This window comes from Micromonospora sp. DT231, assembly GCF_049847025.1.
Lineage (GTDB): Bacteria > Actinomycetota > Actinomycetes > Mycobacteriales > Micromonosporaceae > Micromonospora.
In genome coordinates, this window is record NZ_JBNCNO010000003.1 from 428606 (window position 1) to 449117 (window position 20512).

Sequence of the window (20512 nt, forward strand, 5' to 3'; positions counted from 1 at the left end):
GTCAGCTGCCCGGGGTGTCGCCGGGACGGGTCTGTTCGGCCAGGAACCGTTCCAGTTCCGCGCCGAGTTCGTCGGCCGTGGGCAGCGGCCCGGCGTCCGGGGCGAGCAGGCTCTTCTCGCCCCGACCACGGGCGAACGCGTCGTACTGCTCCTCCAGGGCCTGGACCAGGGCGGCGGCGTCCTCGGTCTGGGCGACCTGGCGGTCGATCTCCACCCGGACCACCTCGGCGGCCGAGCGGAGCCCGTCGCCGGGCAGCAGCAGCCCGGTGCTGCGCGACACGGAGGTGAGCAGCACCTCGGCGGCGGCCGGGTATTCGGTCTGCGCCACGTAGTGCGGCACGTGGGCGGCGAAGCCCAACGCGTCGCGGCCCTGCTCGCCGAGGCGGAACTCCAGCAGGTGGCCGACGCTGCCGGGCACCTGGACGCGTTGCAGCCAGGGCTCGTATCCGGCGATCAGCTCGGGGCGGGTGGCGTGCGCCGTCACACCTGTCGGCCGGGTGTGCGGCACCGCCATCGGGATCGAGTTGAGCCCCACGGTGAGCCGGACGTCCAGGCGGGCGGCCAGCCCGGCCACGGCGGCGACGAACCGCTCCCACTGCAGGTCCGGCTCGGGGCCGGTGAGCAACAGGAACGGGGTTTCGTCGTCGTCGTGCAGCAGGTGCAGCTCCAGCTTGGGCGCGTCGACGCTCTCCCAGTGGTCCTCGACGAAGGTCATCACCGGTCGTCGCGACCGGTAGTCGAAGAGCTGGTCGACGTCGAAGGTGGCGATCGGTCGACCCTCGAGCGAGGTGAGCAGCTGCTCGCGCGCCAGCCGGCTGGCGTTGCCGGCGTCCACGAACCCGGTGAGGGCCTGGATCAGGACCGGTTGCCCGAGGTCGGGCAGATCGTCGGTGAGCTGGTAGAGCTCGTGTGGGTCGAGCACCGGTGCGGACCTCCCTGAAATGTGCCTGCGGGGTGCCGTCGCGATGGAGAGCACCCGTTCGGGCAACGTACCCGCCATCCTGGTGCATTCCTGCGCCGGGCGATCCGTCGCCCGGGGGATGGGCGTGACCGGACTATTCGCCTGATTACGCCGCCGGTCGGCCGATCGGCGGAGGGTTGGTTCGGCCCAACGGCCCAGTTTGTCGATCATGTCAGGCCCCAGGGTCGGATGTCGGGGCCTGTCACCGGCCGTGTCGGCCTGGGTGCGCCGCCGGGTTCATCCGGTACGCGAGGAATGTTCCCCGGGCGGGTCGACCCGCCCGGGTCGTCCACCAGTACGGCACCGATCTGTGGCAATCACCACGTGATCACCGTGCGTGATCGGGGTTTCTCTCTGCCTAGCCTCGGTTGATGCGTGACGACGGCACCCTCGACGACCCGTACGCCCCGAGCAGCGATACTGCCGATACGGAGGATGGCACCTCAGCCGAACGGACAACCGCCGCGAGTCGACTCCGGGCGTACGTCCGGGACCTGACCGGTCGACGCCGGGCCCAGGTGGCGCTGGCCACCGGTGTGGTCTGCTGCCTCGGCCTGACCGTCGTGGCCCAGGTCTGCGACGAGAAGCCCGGCGCGGCGACCCGATCCGGCTCGCCCGCCACCTCGGAGCTGGCGCAGCGCGCCGAGCAGCAGGGTGCCGCCTCCCGTGGTCTCGACCGCACCGCCGCTGCCCCGGCGCCGTCCGCCACGGCGACCCCCGCCGACCCGGACACCGCGGCACCCGCCCGCAAGGCCGCCCCGGCCCGCCCGACCAAACCGGCGCCGGTCGCCGGGCTGGACGAGGACCAGATGGAGAACGCCGAGGCGATCGTGCGCGCCGGCCGCAAGATGGGGGTGCCCCGCCGGGGTCTGGTGATCGCGGTCGCCACCGCCATGCAGGAGAGCAACCTCTACAACGTGGCCAGCGGTGTGCTGCCCGAGTCGCAGAACCACCCGCACCAGGGCGTCGGCTGGGATCACGACTCGGTCGGGTTGTTCCAGCAGCGTTCCAGCAGCGGCTGGGGCCCGGTGGACCGGCTGATGGACCCCGAGTTCGCCACCCGGCAGTTCCTCTCCGCGCTGGAGCAGGTGCCGGGCTGGCAGGGGATGCGACTCACCGACGCGGCCCAGGCGGTGCAGGTCTCCGCGTACCCCGAGTACTACCAGCAGCACGAGTGGCGGGCCACCCGGGTCGTCGACGCCATCGTGCCGGCGGGGCGGTAGTCTTCCGCCCACTGTGGATGGTCAGGGTTGAGGCTGTCGCATCCCGGGTACATGTGTTGCGGGTTCGGGGTACACATGAACCAGAGGGATCATCGACAGGAGGACGCCATGTCACTGATGCAGCGGATCACCACGTTCCTGAGATCGCCGAAGGGGCAGCAGCTGGTCGAGCGAGGTCGTCGGGAGATGGCCAAGCCTGACAACCAGCAGAAGCTCAAGGGTCTGGCGGCCCGGTTCTCCAACCGCCGCCGCTGACCGCTCCATCGGCCGCCCTGTCCGCCATTCCCATTCCAGGGGAGACCCGGTGACCGACACCCCGCCCGTCGACGGCCAGCCCGCCGCCCCTACTCCCCAGCCGTCCGTCGATCTGCCCGCCGGGTCGGCGGCTGCCCCCGAGGGCCCGCCGGCCCGTCTCTGGGACCGGATGCGCGACGACCCCCAGTACGCCCCGGAGCACCTCGCCCTGGAGGCGGTGCGCCGGCTCGGACCGGAAGCCGAGCAGTGGGCCGACCGGACCCGAGCCGAGCAGCCCGGCATCTCGTCCGACGCCCTGGCCGACCAGGCGGCCCGCAGGTTCGTCAACCTGGCCCGGCTGTCCGGTGCGGTCTCCGGCGCCGCCGGGCTACCCGGCGCCGTGATCGACGTGGGCGTACTGGCCTGGACCCAGGCGCGGATGGTGTTGCACATCGCCGCCGCGTACGACGTCGATCCGCTGCACAGCGACCGGGCCACCGACCTGTTGGTGCTGCAGCGCGTGCACAAGGTCGCCGAGAGCGCACGACTGGCGCTCGGTGTGGCCGCCGGCCGGGAACGCGCCGACGCGCTCTTCGGTCTGGGTGGTCAGCGCCCGCTCGGTCGGGTGATGCTGCAACTCGGCGTCCGGTTGGCCCAGATGGCCGGCGTCCGGGCCGCCAAGCGGCTCGTCGCCAAGGTCATCCCGGGCGCGGCCATCGTGCTCGGCACCTGGGCCAACTCGTCGGCCACGAAGGACCTCGCGCAGCGCTCGCGGGCGCTCTACCGCCCCCGCGGCACCGCTCTCCCGGGCCCCCGCCAACCCTGACGATCGCCCTCCGGGACGGTCAACCGGCCATCCCGGAGGGTCGCCAGGTCGCCTCGGCGAGCCGGCCCTGGCCGCTGGCGTTGGGGTGGAACCAGTCCAGCGGGTTGAGCAGGTCCAGGGTGAACCGGACCTTGTGCGCCGCGCCGCCGTCGTGGCGACAGCGTGAGCCGTACGCCCGACAGGCCGCGACCAGCTCGGCGTTGTAGGCGTCGATCCGATCCCGGACGGCGGCCCGGCGGGCCCGGTCGGCGGGCGCTGTCGAGGTGGGCTCGGCCAGCAGCGCCGGGCAGATGCCCCGCCGCCACGCGCGGACCGCCCGTGGCTCGTCGTGCCCGACCTCCCAGAGCCGGTACAGGTCGGGGATGCTCACCACCAGCACCCGGGCCTTCGGCCGGCCGGTCCGCAGCACCTTCAGCCCCCGGTCCACGTCGGCCCGGAACTGCGCCACCGGCGTCATCGCGTCCACCCCGCCCCGGCAGATGTCGTTGGCGCCGATGAGCACCGTGACGTAGTCGGGTCGGTCGCGTACCGCTGCCGTGGCCTGACCCTCCAGAGCGTCCGCCCGGGCGCCGGCCTTGGCGTGGTTGTACGTCCGGTCGCGGATCGCCGAATTCTGGTCGAGCAGCCGCCGGTAGTGGCTCTCCACCCGCAGCCCGTCGCCGGTGGACCAGGAGTTGCGCTCGCAGGAGGTGAGCACCAGGCAGGAGGCGAAGCCGGTGGTGATCGAGTCACCGAGGGCGGCGATGCCACCCGGCCCGGTCGACGGCGTGCCGCTGCGGGTGGGGCGGGGCGACGCGGACGTGCCGCCCTCGCAGGCCAACGCGACAAGTGCGACGAGACAGGCCAGCGCGGCGACCCACCGTCGAGGCATGACGTCCCCCGTTCCCGCAGCACAGAGCGACAGCGCGGTAACTCTATGCGTAGGAGGTGGTTCAGCGGGAAGTTGCTGTCGGGTATGCGGCAGAGTGTCGGCGGCCGGGCCGGTGAGGTGTTCTAATCCCGCCGCGGTGCCGGCTGGCCGTGCAGCCACCCGTGCAGGGCCCGGGTGATCCGGGGCAGCACCAGATAGGTCATCAGCGGGGTCAGGCAGAGCGTCATCAGCAGCACCCGCGCCGCCAACGGCACGGCGGCGAGGAAGTGACTCGTCAGCAGGGTGGCGCTGAGGCTCAGCGGGAAGAACGCCAACCAGATGGTCACCGCCTGCTTCCACCTCGGCGGCGACGCCGGCCCGACCGGTCCGACCGGCTCGACCGGGTCGACCGAGTGCTCCAACGGCGGGTCGAACCAGCCCTCGATCCCGGTACGTCGCTCGACCCGGGTGTGCTCGACGATGCCCTGGGCCGAGCTGAGCCACCAGTGCCGCTGCGGCGACTCCTCCCACCGGCGCAGCGTCTCGGCGTCGGCGAAGCGGTAGAGCATGTGCCACTCCGGCGAACCGGGGCCGCTCTGCACCCAGCCGGCGCCGAGGAAACCCGGGAACGCCTCGGCCAGCGCGGTGCCGGCCCGCATCCAGGCCACCATCTCGCTGGTCCGGGTCGGGTCGACGCGGCGGGCGATGGCGACGGTCACCGGCACGGCGAGGGTCATTGACATGCGCCCATCGTGCGGGTCGCGTGGCCCTCGGCGCGATCGGATGTGCCGGAGCACACCGGCGCACCGGCGGGTGCGAGCGCGTCGTACCGGTTAACCCGGCCGATCGGGGGTAGGTCCCTGGTCATGACGAGATCGCAGCCCCGGCGTGCCCGTGGCACGGTCGGCCACGCGAACAGCGCGTTGAACCTCCGGCTCACCTTCGCCGGCTTCGGGCTGGTGACGATGGTGATCTTCGCGGTGCTGGCGTTCTGGGCCGGTATCGCCTGGCTCGGCGTCCTCTGCGCGATCTTCGCCGTGGTCGCCGTGATCGACCTGGTCGTGATCCAGCGCCGCCGCGCCGCCCGTCACCGCGAGGAGCCGGGCGTACGACACTCGTTGTTCGAGTGACAGGAGGACGAGATGCCCCACATCGCCACCACCAACCCCGCCACCGGACAGGTGCTCAAGACCTACGAGGCGATGTCCACCGAGCAACTCGACGGTGCCATCGAGCGCACCGACCTCGCGTACCGGCAGCTCCGGACGACCACCGTCGATCAGCGCGCCCGGTGGATGAACGCCGCCGCCGACCTGCTGGACGCCGAGCGCGACGAGATCGCCCGGATCATGACCACGGAGATGGGCAAGACGTACGCCTCGGCGCAGGCCGAGGTGACCAAGTGCGCCACGGCCGCCCGCTTCTACGCCGACAAGGCCCCGGGGTTCCTCGCCGACGAGTCGGCCGACGCCGACGCCGTGAAGGCGACCAGGGCGTTCATCCGCTACCAGCCGATCGGTGTGGTGCTCGCGGTGATGCCGTGGAACTTCCCCCTCTGGCAGGTGATGCGCTTCGCCGCGCCGGCGCTGATGGCCGGCAACACCGGCCTGCTCAAGCACGCCTCGAACGTGCCGCAGACCGCGCTGCTGCTGGAGGACGTGTTCCGCCGGGCCGGCTTCCCCGAGGGAGCCTTCACCACGGTGCTGGTCGGCTCGGACGCGGTCGAGGTGATCCTGGCCGACCCCCGGGTCCGCGCCGCCACGCTCACCGGCAGTGAGCCGGCCGGCCGGTCCATCGCCCAGATCGCCGGGCGGGAGCTGAAGAAGACGGTCCTCGAACTCGGCGGCAGCGACCCGTTCGTGGTGATGCCCTCGGCCGACGTGGACCGGGCCGCCGAGGTGGCCACCACCGCCCGCTGTCAGAACAACGGCCAGTCCTGCATCGCCGCGAAGCGGTTCATCGTGCACACCGACGTGTTCGACGCCTTCGCCGAGAAGTTCGCCGCGAACATGGCCGCGCTGCGGGTCGGCGACCCGATGGACTCGAACACCGACGTGGGGCCGCTGGCCAGCGAACGTGGCCGCGACGAGGTGCACGCCCAGGTCCGCGACGCGGTCGACAACGGCGCGACGGTGCTCTGCGGTGGCGAGATGCCGACCGGCGACGGCTGGTTCTACCCGCCGACGGTGGTCACCGACCTCACCCCGAAGATGCGGATGTGGTCCGAGGAGGTCTTCGGCCCGGTCGCCGGTCTGTTCCGGGTGTCGTCGTACTCCGAGGCGATCGAGGTCGCCAACGGCACCAGCTTCGGCCTCGGCTCCAACGCCTGGACCCGGGACCCGGCCGAGCAGGAGCGCTTCGCCACCGACCTGGACGCGGGCAACGTCTTCGTCAACGGCATGACCACCTCCTATCCGGAGTTGCCGTTCGGCGGCGTGAAGAACTCCGGCTACGGGCGCGAGCTGTCGGCGCTGGGCATGCGCGAGTTCTGCAACACCAAGACGGTCTGGGTGGGCGAGGGCGCCGCCTCGGCCGGAGCCGGCGCGCACGCCGAGTAGGTAGCGGCGCGGCACGCATCAGCGGGGGCGGGCGTGGGTAGGAAGTGCGCCCATGACGCTGTTCGGATTCCACGCCTCGCATGAGCAGATCGGTCCGCGCACCCTGTTGGAGGCGGTGAAACACGCCGAGCGGGCCGGCTTCGACGCCGCCATGTGCTCCGACCACTTCTCCCCGTGGAGCGCACGGCAGGGCGAGTCCGGCTTCGCCTGGTCCTGGCTGGGCTCGGCGTTGCAGGCCACCGGCCTGCCGTTCGGCGTCGTGAACGCGCCCGGCCAGCGGTACCACCCGGCGATCATCGCGCAGGCGATCGGCACCCTCGGCGCGATGTACCCGGGCCGGTTCTGGGCGGCGCTGGGCACCGGTGAGGCCAGCAACGAGCACATCACCGGCGACCCCTGGCCGCGCAAGGACGTCCGCGCCGCGCGCCTGCGGGAGTGCGTGGACGTCATCCGGGCGCTGCTGGCCGGCGAGGAGGTCAGCCACGACGGCCTGGTCCGGGTGGACCGGGCACGGCTGTGGACCCGTCCCGAGGAGCCGCCCGCGCTCGTCGGCGCCGCCGTCAGCGTGGCCACCGCCCGCTGGTGCGCCGAGTGGGCGGACGGTCTGATCACCGTGAACGCCCCCGTGGCACACCTGCGCGAGATGATCGACGCGTACCGGGACGCTGGCGGGCGCGGCCCCCTGCACCTGCAGGTGCACGTCTCCTGGGCGCCGGAGCAGGAGCAGGCCGAGGCCCTCGCGTACGACCAGTGGCGCAGCAACGTCTTCGCCCCGCCGGTCTGCTGGGACCTGGAGACGGTCGAGCACTTCGACGTGGTCTCCGCCGACGTGCCGGCGCGGCGGGTCGCCGAGGTGGTGAACGTCTCGGCCGATCTGGGCCGGCACGTCGGCTGGCTGGAGGAGTACGCGCAGCTCGGCTTCGACCAGATCGCGCTGCACCACGTCGGGCAGGAACAGCGTGGCTTCATCGACGCGTTCGGCGCCGAGGTGCTGCCGAAGCTGCGGCCGACCGGCTGATCGAGGCCTGGCTGATCGAGGCCTGGCTGATCGAGGCCCGAATCCGTCGACCCCTAGGCTCGTACCCCATGGAAAGCCTGTTTCCGGTCGTCGTCTTCCTGGCGATCGCCACCTTCGGTGCTGCGCTGGCCCGCCGGCTCGGCCTGCTCGCGCCGATCGTGCTCGTCGTGCTCGGTCTGGCGCTCTCCTTCGTGCCGGGCGTCCCGCACGTCGAACTCGACCCGGAGCTGGTGCTTGTCGGCATCCTGCCGCCGCTGCTGTACGTCGCCGCGCTGGAAACCTCGGTGCCGGCGTTCAAGAACAACATTCGGCCGATCCTGTTGCTCGCGGTCGGCCTGGTGCTGTTCACCGCGTTCGTGGTCGGGTTCGTGCTGCACCTGCTGCTGCCGCAGGTGCCGTTCGCGATCTGCCTGGCGCTCGGCGCGGTGGTCGCCCCGCCGGACGCGGTGGCCGCCACCGCTGTCGCGCGCCGGGTCGGGCTGCCCCGCCGGGTGGTCACCATCCTGGAGGGGGAGAGCCTGGTCAACGACGCCACCGCGCTGGTCCTGCTGCGGGTCGCCACCATGGCCACCGCCGGCTCGGCGGTCGGCGCCGCCGACGTCACCGTGGAGGTGCTGCGGGCCACCGGCGGCGGCATCCTGATCGGCGCGCTCGGCGCGGTGGTCTTCGGCTTCCTGCACCGGCGGATCACCGACCCGGTGCTGGACAACGCGTTGTCGTTGATCATTCCGTTCGCGGTGGTGTTCGCCGCCGAGGCGGTGCACTCCTCCGGTGTGGTCGCGGTGGTCGTCACCGGTCTGGTGCTCGGCCACAAACTGCCGCAGCTGCTGTCGGCGGCGTCCCGCCTGCAGATCGGCGCGTTCTGGCGGCTCGTTCGTTTCCTGCTGGAGGGGCTGGTGTTCCTGCTGGTCGGGCTCCAACTGCGGGAGGTGCTGCGGGACCTCGACGAGCCGGCCGGCTTCCTCATCCTGGTCACCTTCGTGGTGCTCGCCACCGTCTTCCTGACCCGGTTCATCTGGCTCTTCCCGGCCACCTACCTGGCCCGGTTGGTTCCCCGGGTCCGCCGCCGCGACGCCAGGCCGTCACCGAAGTTTCCGATCGTCATCGGCTGGGCCGGCATGCGGGGCGTGGTGACGCTTGCCGCCGCGTTGGCCCTGCCGCTGACCCTGGCCGAAGACGAGCCGTACCCCCGGGCCCTGTTCATCTGGCTGGCCTTCGCGGTGATCGTGGTCACCCTGGTCGGGCAGGGCGCCACCCTGCCGGTGGTCGCCCGGCGGTTGAAGCTGCCCCAGGACGACCCGGTGCAGGACGCGTTGTCGGCTGCCGGGGTGCAGCAACAGGCCAGCCGGGCCGCCCAGGACCGCCTCGACGCGCTTGCCGACAGCGCCCCCGAGGCGGTGGTGGACCGGTTGCGCCGCGCGCTTGAGGATCGCAACAACCTGGCCTGGGAACGACTGGGTGGCACCGAGCGGGAAACGCCGTCGCAGGCGTACGGTCGGCTACGACAGAAGATGATCGACGCCGAGCGGGATGTCTTCCGGGCCGCCCGGGACGCCGGTCGGATCCCCGAGGAGGTGTTGGTGCGGGCCTATCGTGACCTGGACCTGGAAGAGTCGTTGCTGCGGGAGGTCGAGAAGTGAGCTGTCAGCATCTGGCCGAGACGGATACGGTCGAGCCGCGCACCACCGAGGAGTGCCCCGACTGCGTCGCCATCGGCAACGCCGACTGGGTGCACCTGCGGGCCTGCCTGAGCTGCGGGCACGTCGGTTGCTGCGACTCGTCGCCGTACCAGCACGCGACGAAGCACTTCGAGTCCAGCAGCCACCCGGTGATCCGGTCGGTGCAGCCGGGCGAGACCTGGCGCTGGTGCTACGTCGACGAGGAGATCGGCTGATCGTTGGCCAGGGATGCCTCGGCGCGGTTCGCCAGGGCCCACCGGGTCAGCGGTGGCATGGCCAGTCCGGTGCCGGCGAGGAGCCCGGCCAGGGCCAGCCAGCCGATCGGGCCACCGCCGAGGATCAGCCAGGTCAGCAGCGCCGGTCCCGCCGCGCGGGCCAGGCCGGCGAGCAGTGTGTCGACCCCCTGGTAGGCGCCGATGGCGTCCGGGGCGGCGAGGTCGTAGGCCAGTGCCGCCCCGGCCCCGGCGTGCCACAGGTCGCCGAGCGTGTAGATCGCTGTCGCGCACAGCAGCAGGCCGATCGCCAGCGCGCCGGAGACGAAGCCGGTCGCGGCCCACAGCAGCATCCCGGCCGCGAGCACCAGCCCGGCCCGGCGCATCGTCGCCGCCGCCGGCAGCGCGTCCCGGGCGCCGCCGCTCAGCCGTACCGCGAGCACCACTGTCAGCAGCGTGTTGACCAGCAGCATGACGGAGACCAGCACCGGCGGGGCGTCGGTGCGGGTCACCACCCACAGCGGCAGCAGCAGTGTCAGCGCCACCCAGTGCAGGGAGAGCACGGCTGACGCCCCGGCGACCGCGAGGAAGCGTCCATCGCGCAGGGCACGACCGGGGCCGGGCCGGCGCAGCCGCCGGACCGGCGGATAACCCGGCAGTCGCATGATCAGCGCCGCCGACACCAGATAGGTCGCGGCATTGCCGACCACGAGCAGTCGGTACGCCCACCCGGTGTCCGCCACCAGCGCGAACCCGGCCAGCGCCGCGCCGAGCGCCACACCCAGGTTGGCCACCGCGCGCAGGGTCGCGAAGGCGTGCACCCGCCCCTCCGGCCCGCCGACCGCGGCGACGAGCGCCGCACGCACCGCCAGATTGCCGGAGATCAGCAGCGCGTCCACTGTGGCCACCAGCAGGAAGACCGGGAACGAGCCGACCAGCAGGTACGCCACGGCGACGGCGGCCTGCGCCAACTGGAGGACCGCCCGCAGGTTTCGCGGATCACGCCGGTCGGCCAACCCGCCGAGCGGCACGCTGGCGGTGAGCCCCACCAGGCCGGCGAGCGTGAGCCCCAGCCCGACCCGCGTCGGGCTCAGCCCGACGACCCGAGTGAGATAGAGCGCCGAACCGGTCACCCACAGCCCGGTCCCGACGGTGTTGGCGAGCGTGGCCAGCGACAGGGTACGCAGCCGACCCGGCGGCGGCAGCGGCGACAGAGACCGCCAGTTGCCGCGAAACGCCGCCCGGGTGCCCATCCACCGACCGTAGGGCCGACGTACGCGTCACCGATGCCCCGAGTGCTGCGGCGCCCGTCACAACTGACCGTGCCCGCCTGGCGGTGCTCGCGGGGGGTGAGCGATAGACCCCAGCGAACGCACGCATCCGTTAGGTGTGGTCCCTTCAGGCTGGCAGGGGGACTGCAACCCATTCCGGATGGTCGTCCCATCGAATCCATATCTCGTTCGGCTTCGGTGCTCCGTAGGCGGGGATCAGAAGAAGCTCCATGGAGGCCAGCGGTGGCACCGTGTCGGCCCGAGTGTCGCCCCTCACCGCGCACCTAATCCGGGACTCGTCGATTTCTACGTTGCGTGCTGTCTCAGAGCCAAGGTTTCTTAGCAAGTAACGATTTTTTGGTTTGAACTCGACCCACCAGGCGACGTAGCCCGGGTTGGGGGAGGTCAGTGCCTCGCGCGTAGCGTCCGTGTCGACGGGGAGATGGGACTTTGCCGCTTGTTCTTTGGCTGCCTCGAACGCGGATTCGGCTAGTTCTACCTGGCGTTCGGCAGCAGCGGCCTGTCTAACCGCAGCCTGGGCTGAGATCTCGGAAGCCGAAGCTGAGGTCTTGGCGTGCTTCAAGGCTCTCCACGCAACGCCGCCTGCCCCTACTGACACGACGAGAGCAGCCCAGGCTGGCGCGTCCCCCCACTCCACGGTCACGGAATCAAGTATGGGGGAAGGGTCCAGGCGACGCGTGGCGCACCCGCACGGCATCGGCACGGCCGTCCACTCGGAGCGGTCTTCCGACCTGAGCCATAGCTCGGACATCGTGTCGTCCCCAGCCATAGACGCAGCCCAGAACCTTACCTTCTGGTCAGGCTCGAAAGCACTTTGCTCATGGTCTAGCTCAACAAACTTGGTGTGCGGGAGGTGCAAGTCCACTTCCTCGGAGCCCGTGTACCGCCGGGCCGCTTTCGCCTCTCTGAGGCGATTTGAGAGCCATTCGCGTTGGCCTAGCGTCGCATCGGTCAGGTACTCTTGCCGAGTCCCGCCGCCGGTTGCAACCAGCGGCGGGGTACAGGGCTGACTTCTGCATATTTGCTAATGCTAAAAAAGCAGCAGGAAGCCCTGGGGTAGGAGTCGCCGACTGGCTCCTTCCTACCTACCTACCTACCTAATCTTGTTCCTCAGTTTTCCGAGATAGTTGAAGCGAAACATCGGGTGCCTCCCTAGGCGCTCAATCAGAACTGAGATTCTGCTCAGTCGGTGCAGGAACTCAGCTTCACCAGTCGCGTACTGGTCGAGCTGAGCCCTGCCTGGCCTCACTCGACCCTTCCAGAGTGAGGAGAGACGGGCAGTGTGGCAGTCGATCGTTGAGCAGGTGTTGGCCGCCGGACCCTGGGCGCTCGTAGCCCTCGCGGGGGTCCTCGTAATCGGAAAAGTCCTGGTGGCGCATATCGCCATCCCTGGGACAGAATCCAAAGACCGCGCAGTGATCCTCAGGGCAATAGCGGAGATGTTTCGCTGGTGGCGGCGCAGGTAGCTGTCGGACGTTGCGATCGCCGGGTGCGGTGACCATCAGTGACCGCACCCGGCACCCTCGCTCACGCGTTGAACTTGCCAGCCTTGATTCCTTGGACGAAGTCAACCCATTGCCCCGCGCTGAACGCTAGCGCCGGTCCCGGCCGGTCCTTGGAGTCCCGCACCTGCGCGGTGTGGTCCGTGTACCGAGCCTCGACGCACGCCCCGTTGCCGCCGCTGCGGGTGCTGGTGCGCCAGTGGTTATCGAGCGCCTTCATGGCGTCTCCTTGTCACGAAGTTTCTTGATCAATGTGGTTGACGCCGTAGGTGACAGTGCGGCTGCCCGTAGGTTGCTGAACACCCGTGCACACCTCTCGACGTCCTCGCCCTCAGCGTAGAGGTCACCGGTCAGTCCCTCGATGTAGACCACTCCGGGCCCTTCCGCAAAGCCAAGAATATGGAAGCTGGACACCATCGACGCGTAAGCGCCCTCGCGAAACGGGATGACCTGGACGGTGACGTTCCAGCGCTTCTGGGCTTCGAGCAAGGTCGTGAGCTGTTCGGCCATGACCTCCGGTCCACCGATCTGGCGGTGTAGTACCGCCTCGTCGATGACCGCAACGAGCTTCAATTGGCCATCGGTCAGCAGCTTCTGTCGTTCCGTCCGTGCGGCGACTCGCTGGGCCACACCATCCGGGGTCGGTTGCGAGGCGTCGGCGCTGATGATCGCTCGGGCGTACTCGGCGGTCTGGAGTAGGCCGGGTACCACAAGCGTCTCGAAGTTGAGGATCTCGGACGCTGCGGATTCCAGGCCGATGTACTGGCGGTAGGAGTTCGGCAGGTCGCCGTACTTGGCCCACCAGCCGCGCTGCTTGCCGCTGCGGGCCATGGACAACAACGTCTCTCGCAGTTCGGCATCGGCGACGCCGTACAGGTCGAGCAACGCGTTGAGTGCTGGACCCTTCAAGCCGACGCGACCCTGCTCGATCCGGCGCAAGGTGCTCGGTGAAACTTCGATCAACGCGGCGGCTTGCTCGACAGTGACGCCTGCCTCCTCGCGTGCTCGCTTGAGCTGTGCGCCGAGTTGGAATCGCAGGAACGTCGGGCTCTCCATGAGCGCCATGATGCCTCGCCTCTCTCGCGTTCGTGCGACCACACGCCGTGCGCCATTCGCAACCGTAGGTCATTGACCCCGCATATCTGCGCGCGCAAAATGGTGGCGTGAGAAACGTCACGCAAATGCGAGGGAGCGAACATGTCCGGGCGCGTGTCCTACGGCGACTACCTTGCGGCAGTGGCGATGACCCTGGCTCGCAGGCACAGGCCGGTGTGGTCGTGGATCAAGTGGCGGAACGTCTGCAAGTGCGGGAACGAGCTGCCGTGCCGGACGAGACACAAGATCCCGATCAACCGGGGCCACTGGCCGGGTGAGAGCCAGTGACCACGCACGCGCCGGTCCTCCCGCTGTGGCTGTGCGAGGGATGCGACCGGCCCTGGCCCTGTGCCACGCGCCGCGCGGAGCTGCTGGCCGAACGCGAGCGGGTGCCGCTGGCGTACTACCTGAGCCTGTGCCTGATCTCTGCCGCACAGGACATGGGCTGGGCTCCGGTCGATGTGCTCCGACGCAGGTTCATCGGTTGGCTGTCGTGAAGGCGGGAGACGTCGTGTTCGTCGGCCCGGACTGCTCGGTGCAGTTCACCGGAGACCGGGCGCTGTTGATGCGGGTGATGTCTATCGGCGAGGACGACCCCTACAACGGGTGGGTGTGGATCGCGGGGTACGTGCTCGACGCACGGGGGATGGCCACGGCCAAGCGTGAGCTGTACGTGATCGAGTCCGGGCTGCGTTCCGCCCCGGCACCCGCGGCGATCGGAAAACCGGGGCGCAAGGAGCGCGTCAGTCGGCGCGTACGGGCCTAACAGCGTGTTTGAGAAGTCTTTAGGTTGAGGACGTGGGGCTCGAAGGCATCCTTGTCGGGCCTCAACCCACCCGCTCGTCGCCCAGCAGGTCAGTCGCCTGTTCCAGGGTGGCCGCGAATTCGTCTGGCGGGATTCTGGCGACGAAGACCTTGCCCACGTCTTCGGGGAAGGGGTGGTCGGCTCGCCGGAACGCGAAGACGATCACCAGGTGATCGTCGAGGTAGGCGTAGCACGATACGTTGTCGACGATCTCGCTCCACTGCAGAAACCAGTACCGCTCACGGAAGTCTGTCTCGTCGGCCTCAAACTGCCGGAAGATCTCCTCCGGTGACCGTTCGCGAGAGGGGCGGGGTCGAATCGCGCGCTGGCGTACCTCCGCTGCCGCAGTCTGCATGGAATGGCAGAGGGACGGTACGTAGGCCACGTTGTCATGGGTCGTCAGTTTCTTGCCTGCCGCCCACAGGTCGACGACGCGCAGGTTGGGAGACAGGATCTCGCCGACCTCGACGGCGAAGGTGTCCCGAGTGCCGAATCTCCCTGTCATCAGCCCAGCAGGCTAGCAGCCGGCCGGTGACGCGGCTGCTGACGGCGTGATGCCGAAGGGATCACGCCGTGATCTCGTCGAGGGCCCAAGCCTCGTTGACGCCGTGCCGCCGTCGGCCTTCGCCGTGGGGCTCGCACGGCCCTTCGACCTCGCTGGTCAGGTGCGGTGGAGCTTCCCCGTCACCGGATACCGGCGGAGGTCACGTTCGCCGGTGGTACTCGTTGCGGCGGGGGATCTGGTCGGGGTCGAGCCAGGCGGGCGGGATGAATTCGGGGTGACCGTCGCCGCCGAGCCGGACGGCCCAGTCGCCGCGGTGGACGTGCCGGTGGTGGTGGCCGCAGAGCAGCACCGAGTTGGCCAGGCTGGTGTCACCTCCGTCGGCCCAGTGCCGGATGTGGTGGGCGTCGCACCAGCGTGGCGGGCGGTCGCAGCCGGGGAAGGCGCAGCCGCGGTCGCGCAGGACCAGGGCGCGTCGGAGCGGCCCGGTGACGAGGCGGCGTTGTCGACCCACGTCCAGTGCCTGACCGGCACTGCCGAGGACAGCGGGCAGGATCGCCGCGTCGCAGGCGAGACGGCGGACCGTCTCCGGAGTGAGCCGGAGGCCGGTGTCCAGGGCTCCCACGTCGAGCTGCCGGCCCAGCGCGTCGAAGCTGGTGGTGACCACGAGTTGGGCGGGGTCCCCGCCGTGCTCGGGCAACTCGCCGGTGCGCAGGGTGAGACGACAGAGGTCGGCGAGCGCGTCGTGGCGGCGTTGGCCCGGGCTGCGCGAATCGTCCGGGCCTGATGGTGCCGTCAACGGGTCGATCGCCGCGCGGAGCAGGCCGGCGGTCTCGGCGTCCAGGGTGCCGCTCAACCGCAGGCGGCCATCCGACAGCTCGGACAGGGTGACATGACGATCACGGGCGGATCGGCGGGCCTCCGCCTCCAGAGCCGCCCGGGCGGCAGCTTCGGCGACCTCCGGGGCGACGTGGTCGAGGATGCGGGTGCCGAGCTTGCGCAGCAGGGTCGGCTCGAACTGCCCGGCCCACTCGACCAGCACACCGACCGCCCTGTCGGCGGCCTCGGCGCCGGCGGCGGCGTGCACGGTGTCGACCGTCGCGGCGATGACCCGGGCCTGCTCCACACTGATGGCCCCGCTGGCCAGGGCTGCCCGCACCCCCGGTGCTCCGGTGTCCAGCGCGCCGGCGAGGTCGACAAGTCGGCGGGCGGCGGGGACCGTGAGCCGTAGCCGGTCGCGCAGCCAGACCGCCGTCGAGGACGCGCCCTGCGCCACCGCCGTGCCCCGGCCGTCCAGCTCACGCAGCAGGGTCAGTTGGACGGCCGCCAGACGGCGCTCAAGCCGGTGCGCCGCGTCGAGAGCCGCGACGAGGTCGGGCTCGGTGAGAGCCCAGGCCGGGGCGTCGGCGCAGGCGGCGACCGCCGCCTCCGCCTGCGCCAACTCCTCCAACATGGACCGAGAATAGAACAGGTGTACGACAACTTCGGCGACCTGCGCGGGGCGGCTATTCGTGCTTGCCGACCTTGAGCGCGTTCCGCGCCCACGTCAGCATCTCGCACCCGTCGTCCTGGCACTGCGCGCAGCGGCTCGACGGCTTGCGATGCTGGTTGATCACCCGTTTCGCGGTCCAGATCACCAGTGCTGGCGTCACGGGCCCGTCGTCCATGGGCACGGCTCCACCTCCGAAGACAGGTAGGTATCGACCGCACGGCGCGAGACGCAGACCCGGACGCACGATGAGATGGCCCGAGCCCCGGCGGGGTCCGGGCCGCCGCCGCCAACCACGTCGACGATGGAGGCGGGCGTCAGGGCCCGCCGCCGGAGTCGCTGGCGATGCCACTGTTGCAGGCCAGGTTGTCGTTGCCGCCGTAGCCCTTGCCGCGCGTGGTGTCCCGGCGCTGGCGGTGCTGTTGGTGCCCGCTCTGCCGGATGGCCTGGCGGGCTCGGCGCATCGTCTCGTCGGCGCCGGCCGGGGCGCGGCGCCTGCGCCGCCCGACGGCCAGCAGCGCCGCCACCAGGAGCCCGGCGAGCAGCAGGGCGGCCACCGCGACCAGGATCCACACTCGTCCATCCATGCTCGCGATGGTAGGTATGCGGATCCAGCCGAGCTGGTGGCCGCCCGAGGGAGGGCGGCCACCAGCCGGGCGTGCTCAGGACAGCGAGCAGGGCTTGCCGTTGACGGTGACCAGGCCCGGGTTCGGGTTGGCGCCGCCGGAGGTGGTGGCGTTGAAGCCGAACGTCACAGTGGCGCCGGGATTGATCCTGGCGTTGTGCGACTCGTTCTTGGCGGTGACCGTCGCACCCGACTGGGTGACCTTCGCCAGCCACGCCTCGCGTACCCGCTGGCCGCCGGTGAACGCGAAGCGCACGTTCCAGCCGTTGACGGCCGTGGCGCCGGTGTTGCGGATGGTCAGCTGGGCGGTGAAGCCGGTGCCGCCCTGCCAGGTGCCGTAGTTGCTGTAGCCCACCGAGCAGGTGACGGCCGGCACCGCGCCGGCGTCACCCTGGTCGGCCAGGAACGAGGAGATCCAGGTCAGCGCCGAGTTCCAGTTGATCGCCACCTCGTTCGTCGAGTACGAGTTGATGTCGTCGACGTAGCAGAACTGGGGCTTGCAGCCGGCGAGCAGTTTGGCCACGAACGGGTCCTGTAGGGCGGCGTTCGCGCCACCGGCGAGGGAGCCGGCGGGCGGTCGGGGCAGGTTCGGGTCGAGCTGGTGGCCGAAGATCCGGCTGTGCTGGTTCTGTGCGGCGTGCTCGCCCCACCCGGTGACGTAGGAGATGTTCAGGGCGTTGCGGCCGAAGATGTAGTCCATCGCCTGCACGGCGCCGTCGCGGTACTTGGCATCGCGGGTCAGGTCGAAGGCGGTGGCCAGGACGATGGCGTTGTTGATGATGCTGCTGTTGCCGCCCCAGAAGTAGCTCTCGGCGTCACCGGGCATCGGCAGCCCGTACGCCTGCCGGCGCAGCTCGGCGAGGTACGCGTCGGCCGCGGTCGTGACCGAGGCGCGGACCCGGGTGAGGTCTGCGGTGGGCAGCCCGTTCGGCACGGTGGCCAGGTCGAGGCGTCCCAGCGCGGCCACGCTCTGCCAGCCGAAGCCGCGCGGTTCGAACACGTTTCCGGTGTGGTGCGGCGACGCGGTCAGGTCGGTCAGGTAGTTCTGCGCGCCGGTGCTGAGGTACAGCTCGGCCGCCGCCCAGTAGAACTCGTCGGTGACGTTGCTGTCGTCGTACGCGCCGCCGCCGGTGCCGTCGGTCGGGCTGGCGTACACCGCGGGGTGGGCCTTGGCCGCGGCGTAGGCCGTGGTCGCGGCGGTGCCGCAGCGGGCCGCGAACGCCGCGTCGTAGGGGGCGAAGAGCCGCGCGCACTGGGCGGCGGTGGCGGCCAGGTTGAGGGTGGCCGCGGTCGACGGCGGGTGCAGCTCACGCGGCTGCGGGTCGTCCTGCGGTGCGAGCGGCAGCCCGGTCCAGTTCTGGTCGTGGATCTTGTGGTGGACCATGCCAGCGAGGGGCTTGCCGGCCGGTACCTGCATGCTCAGCAGGAACTCCAGCTCCCAGCGGGCCTCGTCGAGGATGTCCGGCACGCCGTTGTCGCGTTCGGGCACCCGCAGCGTGCTGTCGGCGAGCTCGGCGCCACCGTCGGCGGTCGCCGCGGTCTTGGTGCGCTCAAAGGTGTTCAACAGTTGGTAGGTGGCGATGCCGCCGTTGACCACGTACTTGCCGTGGTCACCGGCGTCGTACCAGCCGCCGCGCACGTCCAGCGAGTAGTCGCAGACGCCCGGCTGGCAGGGCACGTTCGTGTCGCCCTTGTTGGGCGCCACGTCGAGGTGCCCGGCGGGGCGGGCGTACTCGTCGCCGATCAGGTCCCCGTCGATGGCGATGCCGCTGCGCTGGGCGTAGAAGAACTGCAGCGAGTCGGAGCGCAGTTGGTCGTAGAGGGCGCCGGAGATGTCGAACGGGTGACTGGTCTCGCCGTCGACGGTGAGCGTCAGTCCGCTGCCGGGGGTGCGGTAGCTGGAGAAGTCGACGGACTGCACGTTCTGCCCGGAGGCGGCGTCGACACCGCGTGCGGTGGTGGTGCCACTGGCCACGACGGCGCCGGCTGCGCTGCGCAGCTGCCAGGGCAGCGGGTCGGTGGCCTCGGTGACGACAGTGGCGTTCTTCGGGCCGCCGGGCAGGTAGCCGACCTGGTTGACGCGCACCCGCGGACCGGTGTCCGGCACGTACGGCGCGGGCGGTTCGCCGCCGCGCAGCGAGACGTCGTCGAGGCAGATGGTCTGCGTCTGGGCGGAGCCGCCGACCTGGAAGATCAGTTGGGCGCCGGGGTTGGTCTCCGGGACGGTGAAGGTCTGCTCGACCCGCTGGGCGGTGCCGGTGGCGGTGGCGTCCACGGCCGCGTACGTGGTGTACGGGGCGCTGCCGAGTTGCAGCACGGCCTTGACGGCGGCGCCGGGGGTGGCGGAGACGTCGAAGCCGAGGGTGTATTCGGCGCCCGCGATCAGGGGCACCCCGTCCTGGCCGATGCCGGCGTCCCAGGGGTTGGCCAGCCCGCCCGCCACTGTGGTGCAGAGCCGGCCGTCGGTGACCGCGAGTGGGCCGGTGCCGAAGGAGAACCAGGGGCTCACCCCCTCGCTGAAGTCGCCGTTGTCGATCTGCTCGGGGGCATCCGGTGGTGGCTCGGCGTAAGCCGCGCCGGCGCCCGCTCCGGTGAGGGCCAGGGTGGTCGCCGCGGCCAACAGGAGGCGGCGTCGGGATCTCGTCACGGGGAGTCCTTCCGGACGGGTGGGGGACGGTGGTGATGGTGGAAACCTGGGAGCGCTCCCAGGTATCGGCTCGATGTTTCCAGCGGCGACACCCCGTGTCAATTGATCTGACTGGATGGGTTCTGGCGCGCGACGAGGGCGACCACCGCGTCCGGCGCGGCCCGGGGCGCCGGCGCGCGGACGTGAGATTGGCCGCGCCACGCGCCGTCGTCCTGATCTCCTAGAGACAACTGCGCCCTTCGCCTGGCAGGCTGCCTCCCATGACCCTGAAGCTGCGTTCGGTGGGAACGAGCGACCGTGGGCTGATCCGCAGCGGAAACCAGGACGCCCTGCACGCCGGCAACTGGCTCGTCGCCGTCGCCGACGGCATGGGCGGGATGGCCGCCGGCGACCTGGCCAGCGCCCTCACCGTCGGCGCGCTGGCCCCGCTGGACGTGGAGACCCCCGAGGACGCCCTGGTGGCCGCACTCGAAGGTGGCATCGCGTTGGCCACCTCCCGGATCCGGCAGGCGGTCGTCGAGGATCCCGAGCGCCAGGGGATGGGCACCACACTCACCGCCCTGCTCTTCGCCCGGACCGGCAGCTGCCTGGCCCTCGCGCACGTCGGCGACTCCCGGGCCTACCTGTTCCGCGAGGGCGTGCTCAAGCAGGTCACCCGGGACGACACGTTCGTCCAGATGCTGGTGGACCAGGGAGTGATCACCGCGGACCAGGCGAGCAGCCATCCGCGCCGCGCCGTCGTCACCCAGGCCCTGCAGGGTGACGAGGTCAACCCGTCGTACTCCACGATGGTGCCCCGGGTTGGCGACCGCTGGCTGCTGTGCAGCGACGGCCTCTCCAACGTCGTCCGCCCGGACACCCTCACCGAGGTGCTCAGGGAATATCCCGATCGCGGCGCCTGCACGGGCAAGTTGATCGATCTGGCCCTGCACGCCGGCGCACCGGACAACGTGAGTGTCGTGGTGGCCGACGTCCTGGAGGAGTAGGGGCGCGG

The 20512-nt window shown here is 70.7% G+C and carries 23 protein-coding genes; 11 read left to right on the forward strand and 12 right to left on the reverse strand.

Annotated features, from left to right (window positions below; genetic code table 11):
* Position 1 precedes the first annotated feature (1 nt).
* The gene (locus tag ACPXBU_RS10085; RefSeq protein WP_355423646.1) at positions 2-922 is read right to left on the reverse strand and encodes a proteasome assembly chaperone family protein; all 921 of its coding nucleotides are present in this window, start codon (positions 920-922) and stop codon (positions 2-4) included.
* Positions 923-1332: 410 nt separating this feature from the next.
* Between ACPXBU_RS10085 and ACPXBU_RS10090 the strand changes: the two genes are divergently transcribed.
* From ACPXBU_RS10090 to ACPXBU_RS10100, 3 genes are all read left to right on the forward strand, one after another.
* Positions 1333-2184, forward strand: coding sequence for a peptidase M23 (locus tag ACPXBU_RS10090; RefSeq protein ID WP_425757843.1), 852 nt, complete (start codon positions 1333-1335; stop codon positions 2182-2184).
* A gap of 108 nt (positions 2185-2292) precedes the next feature.
* A complete protein-coding gene (locus ACPXBU_RS10095) occupies positions 2293-2439 on the forward strand; it encodes a hypothetical protein (RefSeq protein ID WP_393367546.1) in 147 nt (48 codons plus the stop codon).
* A gap of 49 nt (positions 2440-2488) precedes the next feature.
* Complete coding sequence (locus ACPXBU_RS10100; protein ID WP_393367547.1) at positions 2489-3244, forward strand: EcsC family protein; 756 nt, start codon at positions 2489-2491, stop codon at positions 3242-3244.
* 19 nt (positions 3245-3263) lie between these two features.
* Here the strand turns inward: ACPXBU_RS10100 and ACPXBU_RS10105 are convergent, their stop codons facing one another.
* Together ACPXBU_RS10105 and ACPXBU_RS10110 are read right to left on the reverse strand one after the other, a co-directional pair.
* The gene (locus tag ACPXBU_RS10105; RefSeq protein ID WP_393367549.1) at positions 3264-4115 is read right to left on the reverse strand and encodes a GDSL-type esterase/lipase family protein; all 852 of its coding nucleotides are present in this window, start codon (positions 4113-4115) and stop codon (positions 3264-3266) included.
* 122 nt (positions 4116-4237) lie between these two features.
* Entirely contained in the window at positions 4238-4837 is a 600-nt protein-coding gene (locus ACPXBU_RS10110) for an antibiotic biosynthesis monooxygenase (RefSeq protein WP_393367551.1), read from the reverse strand.
* Between the two features lie 123 nt (positions 4838-4960).
* On the opposite strand from ACPXBU_RS10110, the gene ACPXBU_RS10115 reads away from it, so the two are divergent.
* From ACPXBU_RS10115 to ACPXBU_RS10135, 5 genes are all read left to right on the forward strand, one after another.
* On the forward strand, positions 4961-5224 hold the full coding sequence (locus ACPXBU_RS10115) for a DUF6343 family protein (protein ID WP_393367553.1): 264 nt from the start codon (positions 4961-4963) through the stop codon (positions 5222-5224).
* Positions 5225-5236: 12 nt separating this feature from the next.
* On the forward strand, positions 5237-6652 hold the full coding sequence (locus ACPXBU_RS10120) for an NADP-dependent succinic semialdehyde dehydrogenase (RefSeq protein WP_425757844.1): 1416 nt from the start codon (positions 5237-5239) through the stop codon (positions 6650-6652).
* Positions 6653-6704: 52 nt separating this feature from the next.
* A complete protein-coding gene (locus tag ACPXBU_RS10125; protein WP_425757845.1) occupies positions 6705-7670 on the forward strand; it encodes a TIGR03885 family FMN-dependent LLM class oxidoreductase in 966 nt (321 codons plus the stop codon).
* Between the two features lie 68 nt (positions 7671-7738).
* Positions 7739-9310 carry a Na+/H+ antiporter gene (locus tag ACPXBU_RS10130; RefSeq protein WP_425757846.1) on the forward strand — a complete coding sequence of 524 codons (1572 nt, stop codon included), beginning with the start codon at positions 7739-7741 and terminating at the stop codon, positions 9308-9310.
* On the forward strand, positions 9307-9564 hold the full coding sequence (locus ACPXBU_RS10135; RefSeq protein ID WP_393367559.1) for a UBP-type zinc finger domain-containing protein: 258 nt from the start codon (positions 9307-9309) through the stop codon (positions 9562-9564). The genes ACPXBU_RS10130 and ACPXBU_RS10135 overlap by 4 nt, the downstream gene beginning before the upstream one ends.
* Here ACPXBU_RS10135 and ACPXBU_RS10140 read toward each other — a convergent pair.
* From ACPXBU_RS10140 to ACPXBU_RS10155, 4 genes are all read right to left on the reverse strand, one after another.
* The gene (locus ACPXBU_RS10140; protein WP_425757847.1) at positions 9540-10814 is read right to left on the reverse strand and encodes an MFS transporter; all 1275 of its coding nucleotides are present in this window, start codon (positions 10812-10814) and stop codon (positions 9540-9542) included. The genes ACPXBU_RS10135 and ACPXBU_RS10140 overlap by 25 nt on opposite strands.
* Positions 10815-10959: 145 nt before the next feature.
* Positions 10960-11496, reverse strand: coding sequence for a hypothetical protein (locus ACPXBU_RS10145; RefSeq protein WP_425757848.1), 537 nt, complete (start codon positions 11494-11496; stop codon positions 10960-10962).
* A gap of 884 nt (positions 11497-12380) precedes the next feature.
* A complete protein-coding gene (locus ACPXBU_RS10150; RefSeq protein WP_425757849.1) occupies positions 12381-12575 on the reverse strand; it encodes a DUF397 domain-containing protein in 195 nt (64 codons plus the stop codon).
* A complete protein-coding gene (locus tag ACPXBU_RS10155; protein WP_425757850.1) occupies positions 12572-13411 on the reverse strand; it encodes a helix-turn-helix domain-containing protein in 840 nt (279 codons plus the stop codon). Before ACPXBU_RS10155 ends, ACPXBU_RS10150 begins: the two co-directional genes overlap by 4 nt.
* A 323-nt stretch (positions 13412-13734) precedes the next feature.
* Here ACPXBU_RS10155 and ACPXBU_RS10160 point away from each other — a divergent pair, with 323 nt between their 5' ends.
* Both ACPXBU_RS10160 and ACPXBU_RS10165 read left to right on the forward strand, forming a co-directional pair.
* On the forward strand, positions 13735-13947 hold the full coding sequence (locus ACPXBU_RS10160) for a hypothetical protein (RefSeq protein ID WP_425757851.1): 213 nt from the start codon (positions 13735-13737) through the stop codon (positions 13945-13947).
* A complete protein-coding gene (locus tag ACPXBU_RS10165; protein ID WP_425757852.1) occupies positions 13935-14216 on the forward strand; it encodes a hypothetical protein in 282 nt (93 codons plus the stop codon). The genes ACPXBU_RS10160 and ACPXBU_RS10165 overlap by 13 nt, the downstream gene beginning before the upstream one ends.
* A gap of 61 nt (positions 14217-14277) precedes the next feature.
* Here the strand turns inward: ACPXBU_RS10165 and ACPXBU_RS10170 are convergent, their stop codons facing one another.
* The 5 genes from ACPXBU_RS10170 to ACPXBU_RS10190 form a co-directional block, all read right to left on the reverse strand.
* On the reverse strand, positions 14278-14760 hold the full coding sequence (locus ACPXBU_RS10170; protein ID WP_425757853.1) for a hypothetical protein: 483 nt from the start codon (positions 14758-14760) through the stop codon (positions 14278-14280).
* Positions 14761-14959: 199 nt separating this feature from the next.
* Entirely contained in the window at positions 14960-16210 is a 1251-nt protein-coding gene (locus ACPXBU_RS10175; protein WP_425757854.1) for a DUF222 domain-containing protein, read from the reverse strand.
* Positions 16211-16262: 52 nt separating this feature from the next.
* Positions 16263-16430, reverse strand: a complete 168-nt coding sequence (locus tag ACPXBU_RS10180; RefSeq protein WP_425757855.1) for a hypothetical protein — start codon at positions 16428-16430, stop codon at positions 16263-16265.
* 133 nt (positions 16431-16563) lie between these two features.
* Positions 16564-16833 carry a hypothetical protein gene (locus tag ACPXBU_RS10185; protein WP_425757856.1) on the reverse strand — a complete coding sequence of 90 codons (270 nt, stop codon included), beginning with the start codon at positions 16831-16833 and terminating at the stop codon, positions 16564-16566.
* Positions 16834-16908: 75 nt separating this feature from the next.
* Positions 16909-19518 (reverse strand): glycoside hydrolase family 9 protein, encoded by a 2610-nt coding sequence (locus tag ACPXBU_RS10190; protein ID WP_425757857.1) that lies wholly within the window; start codon positions 19516-19518, stop codon positions 16909-16911.
* A 260-nt stretch (positions 19519-19778) separates the two neighbouring features.
* Here ACPXBU_RS10190 and ACPXBU_RS10195 point away from each other — a divergent pair, with 260 nt between their 5' ends.
* Positions 19779-20504 carry a PP2C family protein-serine/threonine phosphatase gene (locus tag ACPXBU_RS10195; RefSeq protein WP_425757858.1) on the forward strand — a complete coding sequence of 242 codons (726 nt, stop codon included), beginning with the start codon at positions 19779-19781 and terminating at the stop codon, positions 20502-20504.
* Positions 20505-20512 lie beyond the last annotated feature (8 nt).

Excerpts from the sequence above, each read along its gene's own strand:
- ACPXBU_RS10090 (WP_425757843.1), top strand. The coding sequence starts at position 1,333 with ATGCGTGACGACGGCACCCTCGACGACCCGTACGCCCCGAGCAGCGAT.
- ACPXBU_RS10095 (WP_393367546.1), top strand. The coding sequence starts at position 2,293 with ATGTCACTGATGCAGCGGATCACCACGTTCCTGAGATCGCCGAAGGGG.
- ACPXBU_RS10105 (WP_393367549.1), bottom strand. The coding sequence starts at position 4,115 with ATGCCTCGACGGTGGGTCGCCGCGCTGGCCTGTCTCGTCGCACTTGTC.
- ACPXBU_RS10110 (WP_393367551.1), bottom strand. The coding sequence starts at position 4,837 with ATGTCAATGACCCTCGCCGTGCCGGTGACCGTCGCCATCGCCCGCCGC.
- ACPXBU_RS10115 (WP_393367553.1), top strand. The coding sequence starts at position 4,961 with ATGACGAGATCGCAGCCCCGGCGTGCCCGTGGCACGGTCGGCCACGCG.
- ACPXBU_RS10120 (WP_425757844.1), top strand. The coding sequence starts at position 5,237 with ATGCCCCACATCGCCACCACCAACCCCGCCACCGGACAGGTGCTCAAG.
- ACPXBU_RS10125 (WP_425757845.1), top strand. The coding sequence starts at position 6,705 with ATGACGCTGTTCGGATTCCACGCCTCGCATGAGCAGATCGGTCCGCGC.
- ACPXBU_RS10130 (WP_425757846.1), top strand. The coding sequence starts at position 7,739 with ATGGAAAGCCTGTTTCCGGTCGTCGTCTTCCTGGCGATCGCCACCTTC.
- ACPXBU_RS10140 (WP_425757847.1), bottom strand. The coding sequence starts at position 10,814 with ATGGGCACCCGGGCGGCGTTTCGCGGCAACTGGCGGTCTCTGTCGCCG.
- ACPXBU_RS10150 (WP_425757849.1), bottom strand. The coding sequence starts at position 12,575 with ATGAAGGCGCTCGATAACCACTGGCGCACCAGCACCCGCAGCGGCGGC.
- ACPXBU_RS10155 (WP_425757850.1), bottom strand. The coding sequence starts at position 13,411 with ATGGAGAGCCCGACGTTCCTGCGATTCCAACTCGGCGCACAGCTCAAG.
- ACPXBU_RS10170 (WP_425757853.1), bottom strand. The coding sequence starts at position 14,760 with ATGACAGGGAGATTCGGCACTCGGGACACCTTCGCCGTCGAGGTCGGC.
- ACPXBU_RS10175 (WP_425757854.1), bottom strand. The coding sequence starts at position 16,210 with ATGTTGGAGGAGTTGGCGCAGGCGGAGGCGGCGGTCGCCGCCTGCGCC.
- ACPXBU_RS10185 (WP_425757856.1), bottom strand. The coding sequence starts at position 16,833 with ATGGATGGACGAGTGTGGATCCTGGTCGCGGTGGCCGCCCTGCTGCTC.
- ACPXBU_RS10195 (WP_425757858.1), top strand. The coding sequence starts at position 19,779 with ATGACCCTGAAGCTGCGTTCGGTGGGAACGAGCGACCGTGGGCTGATC.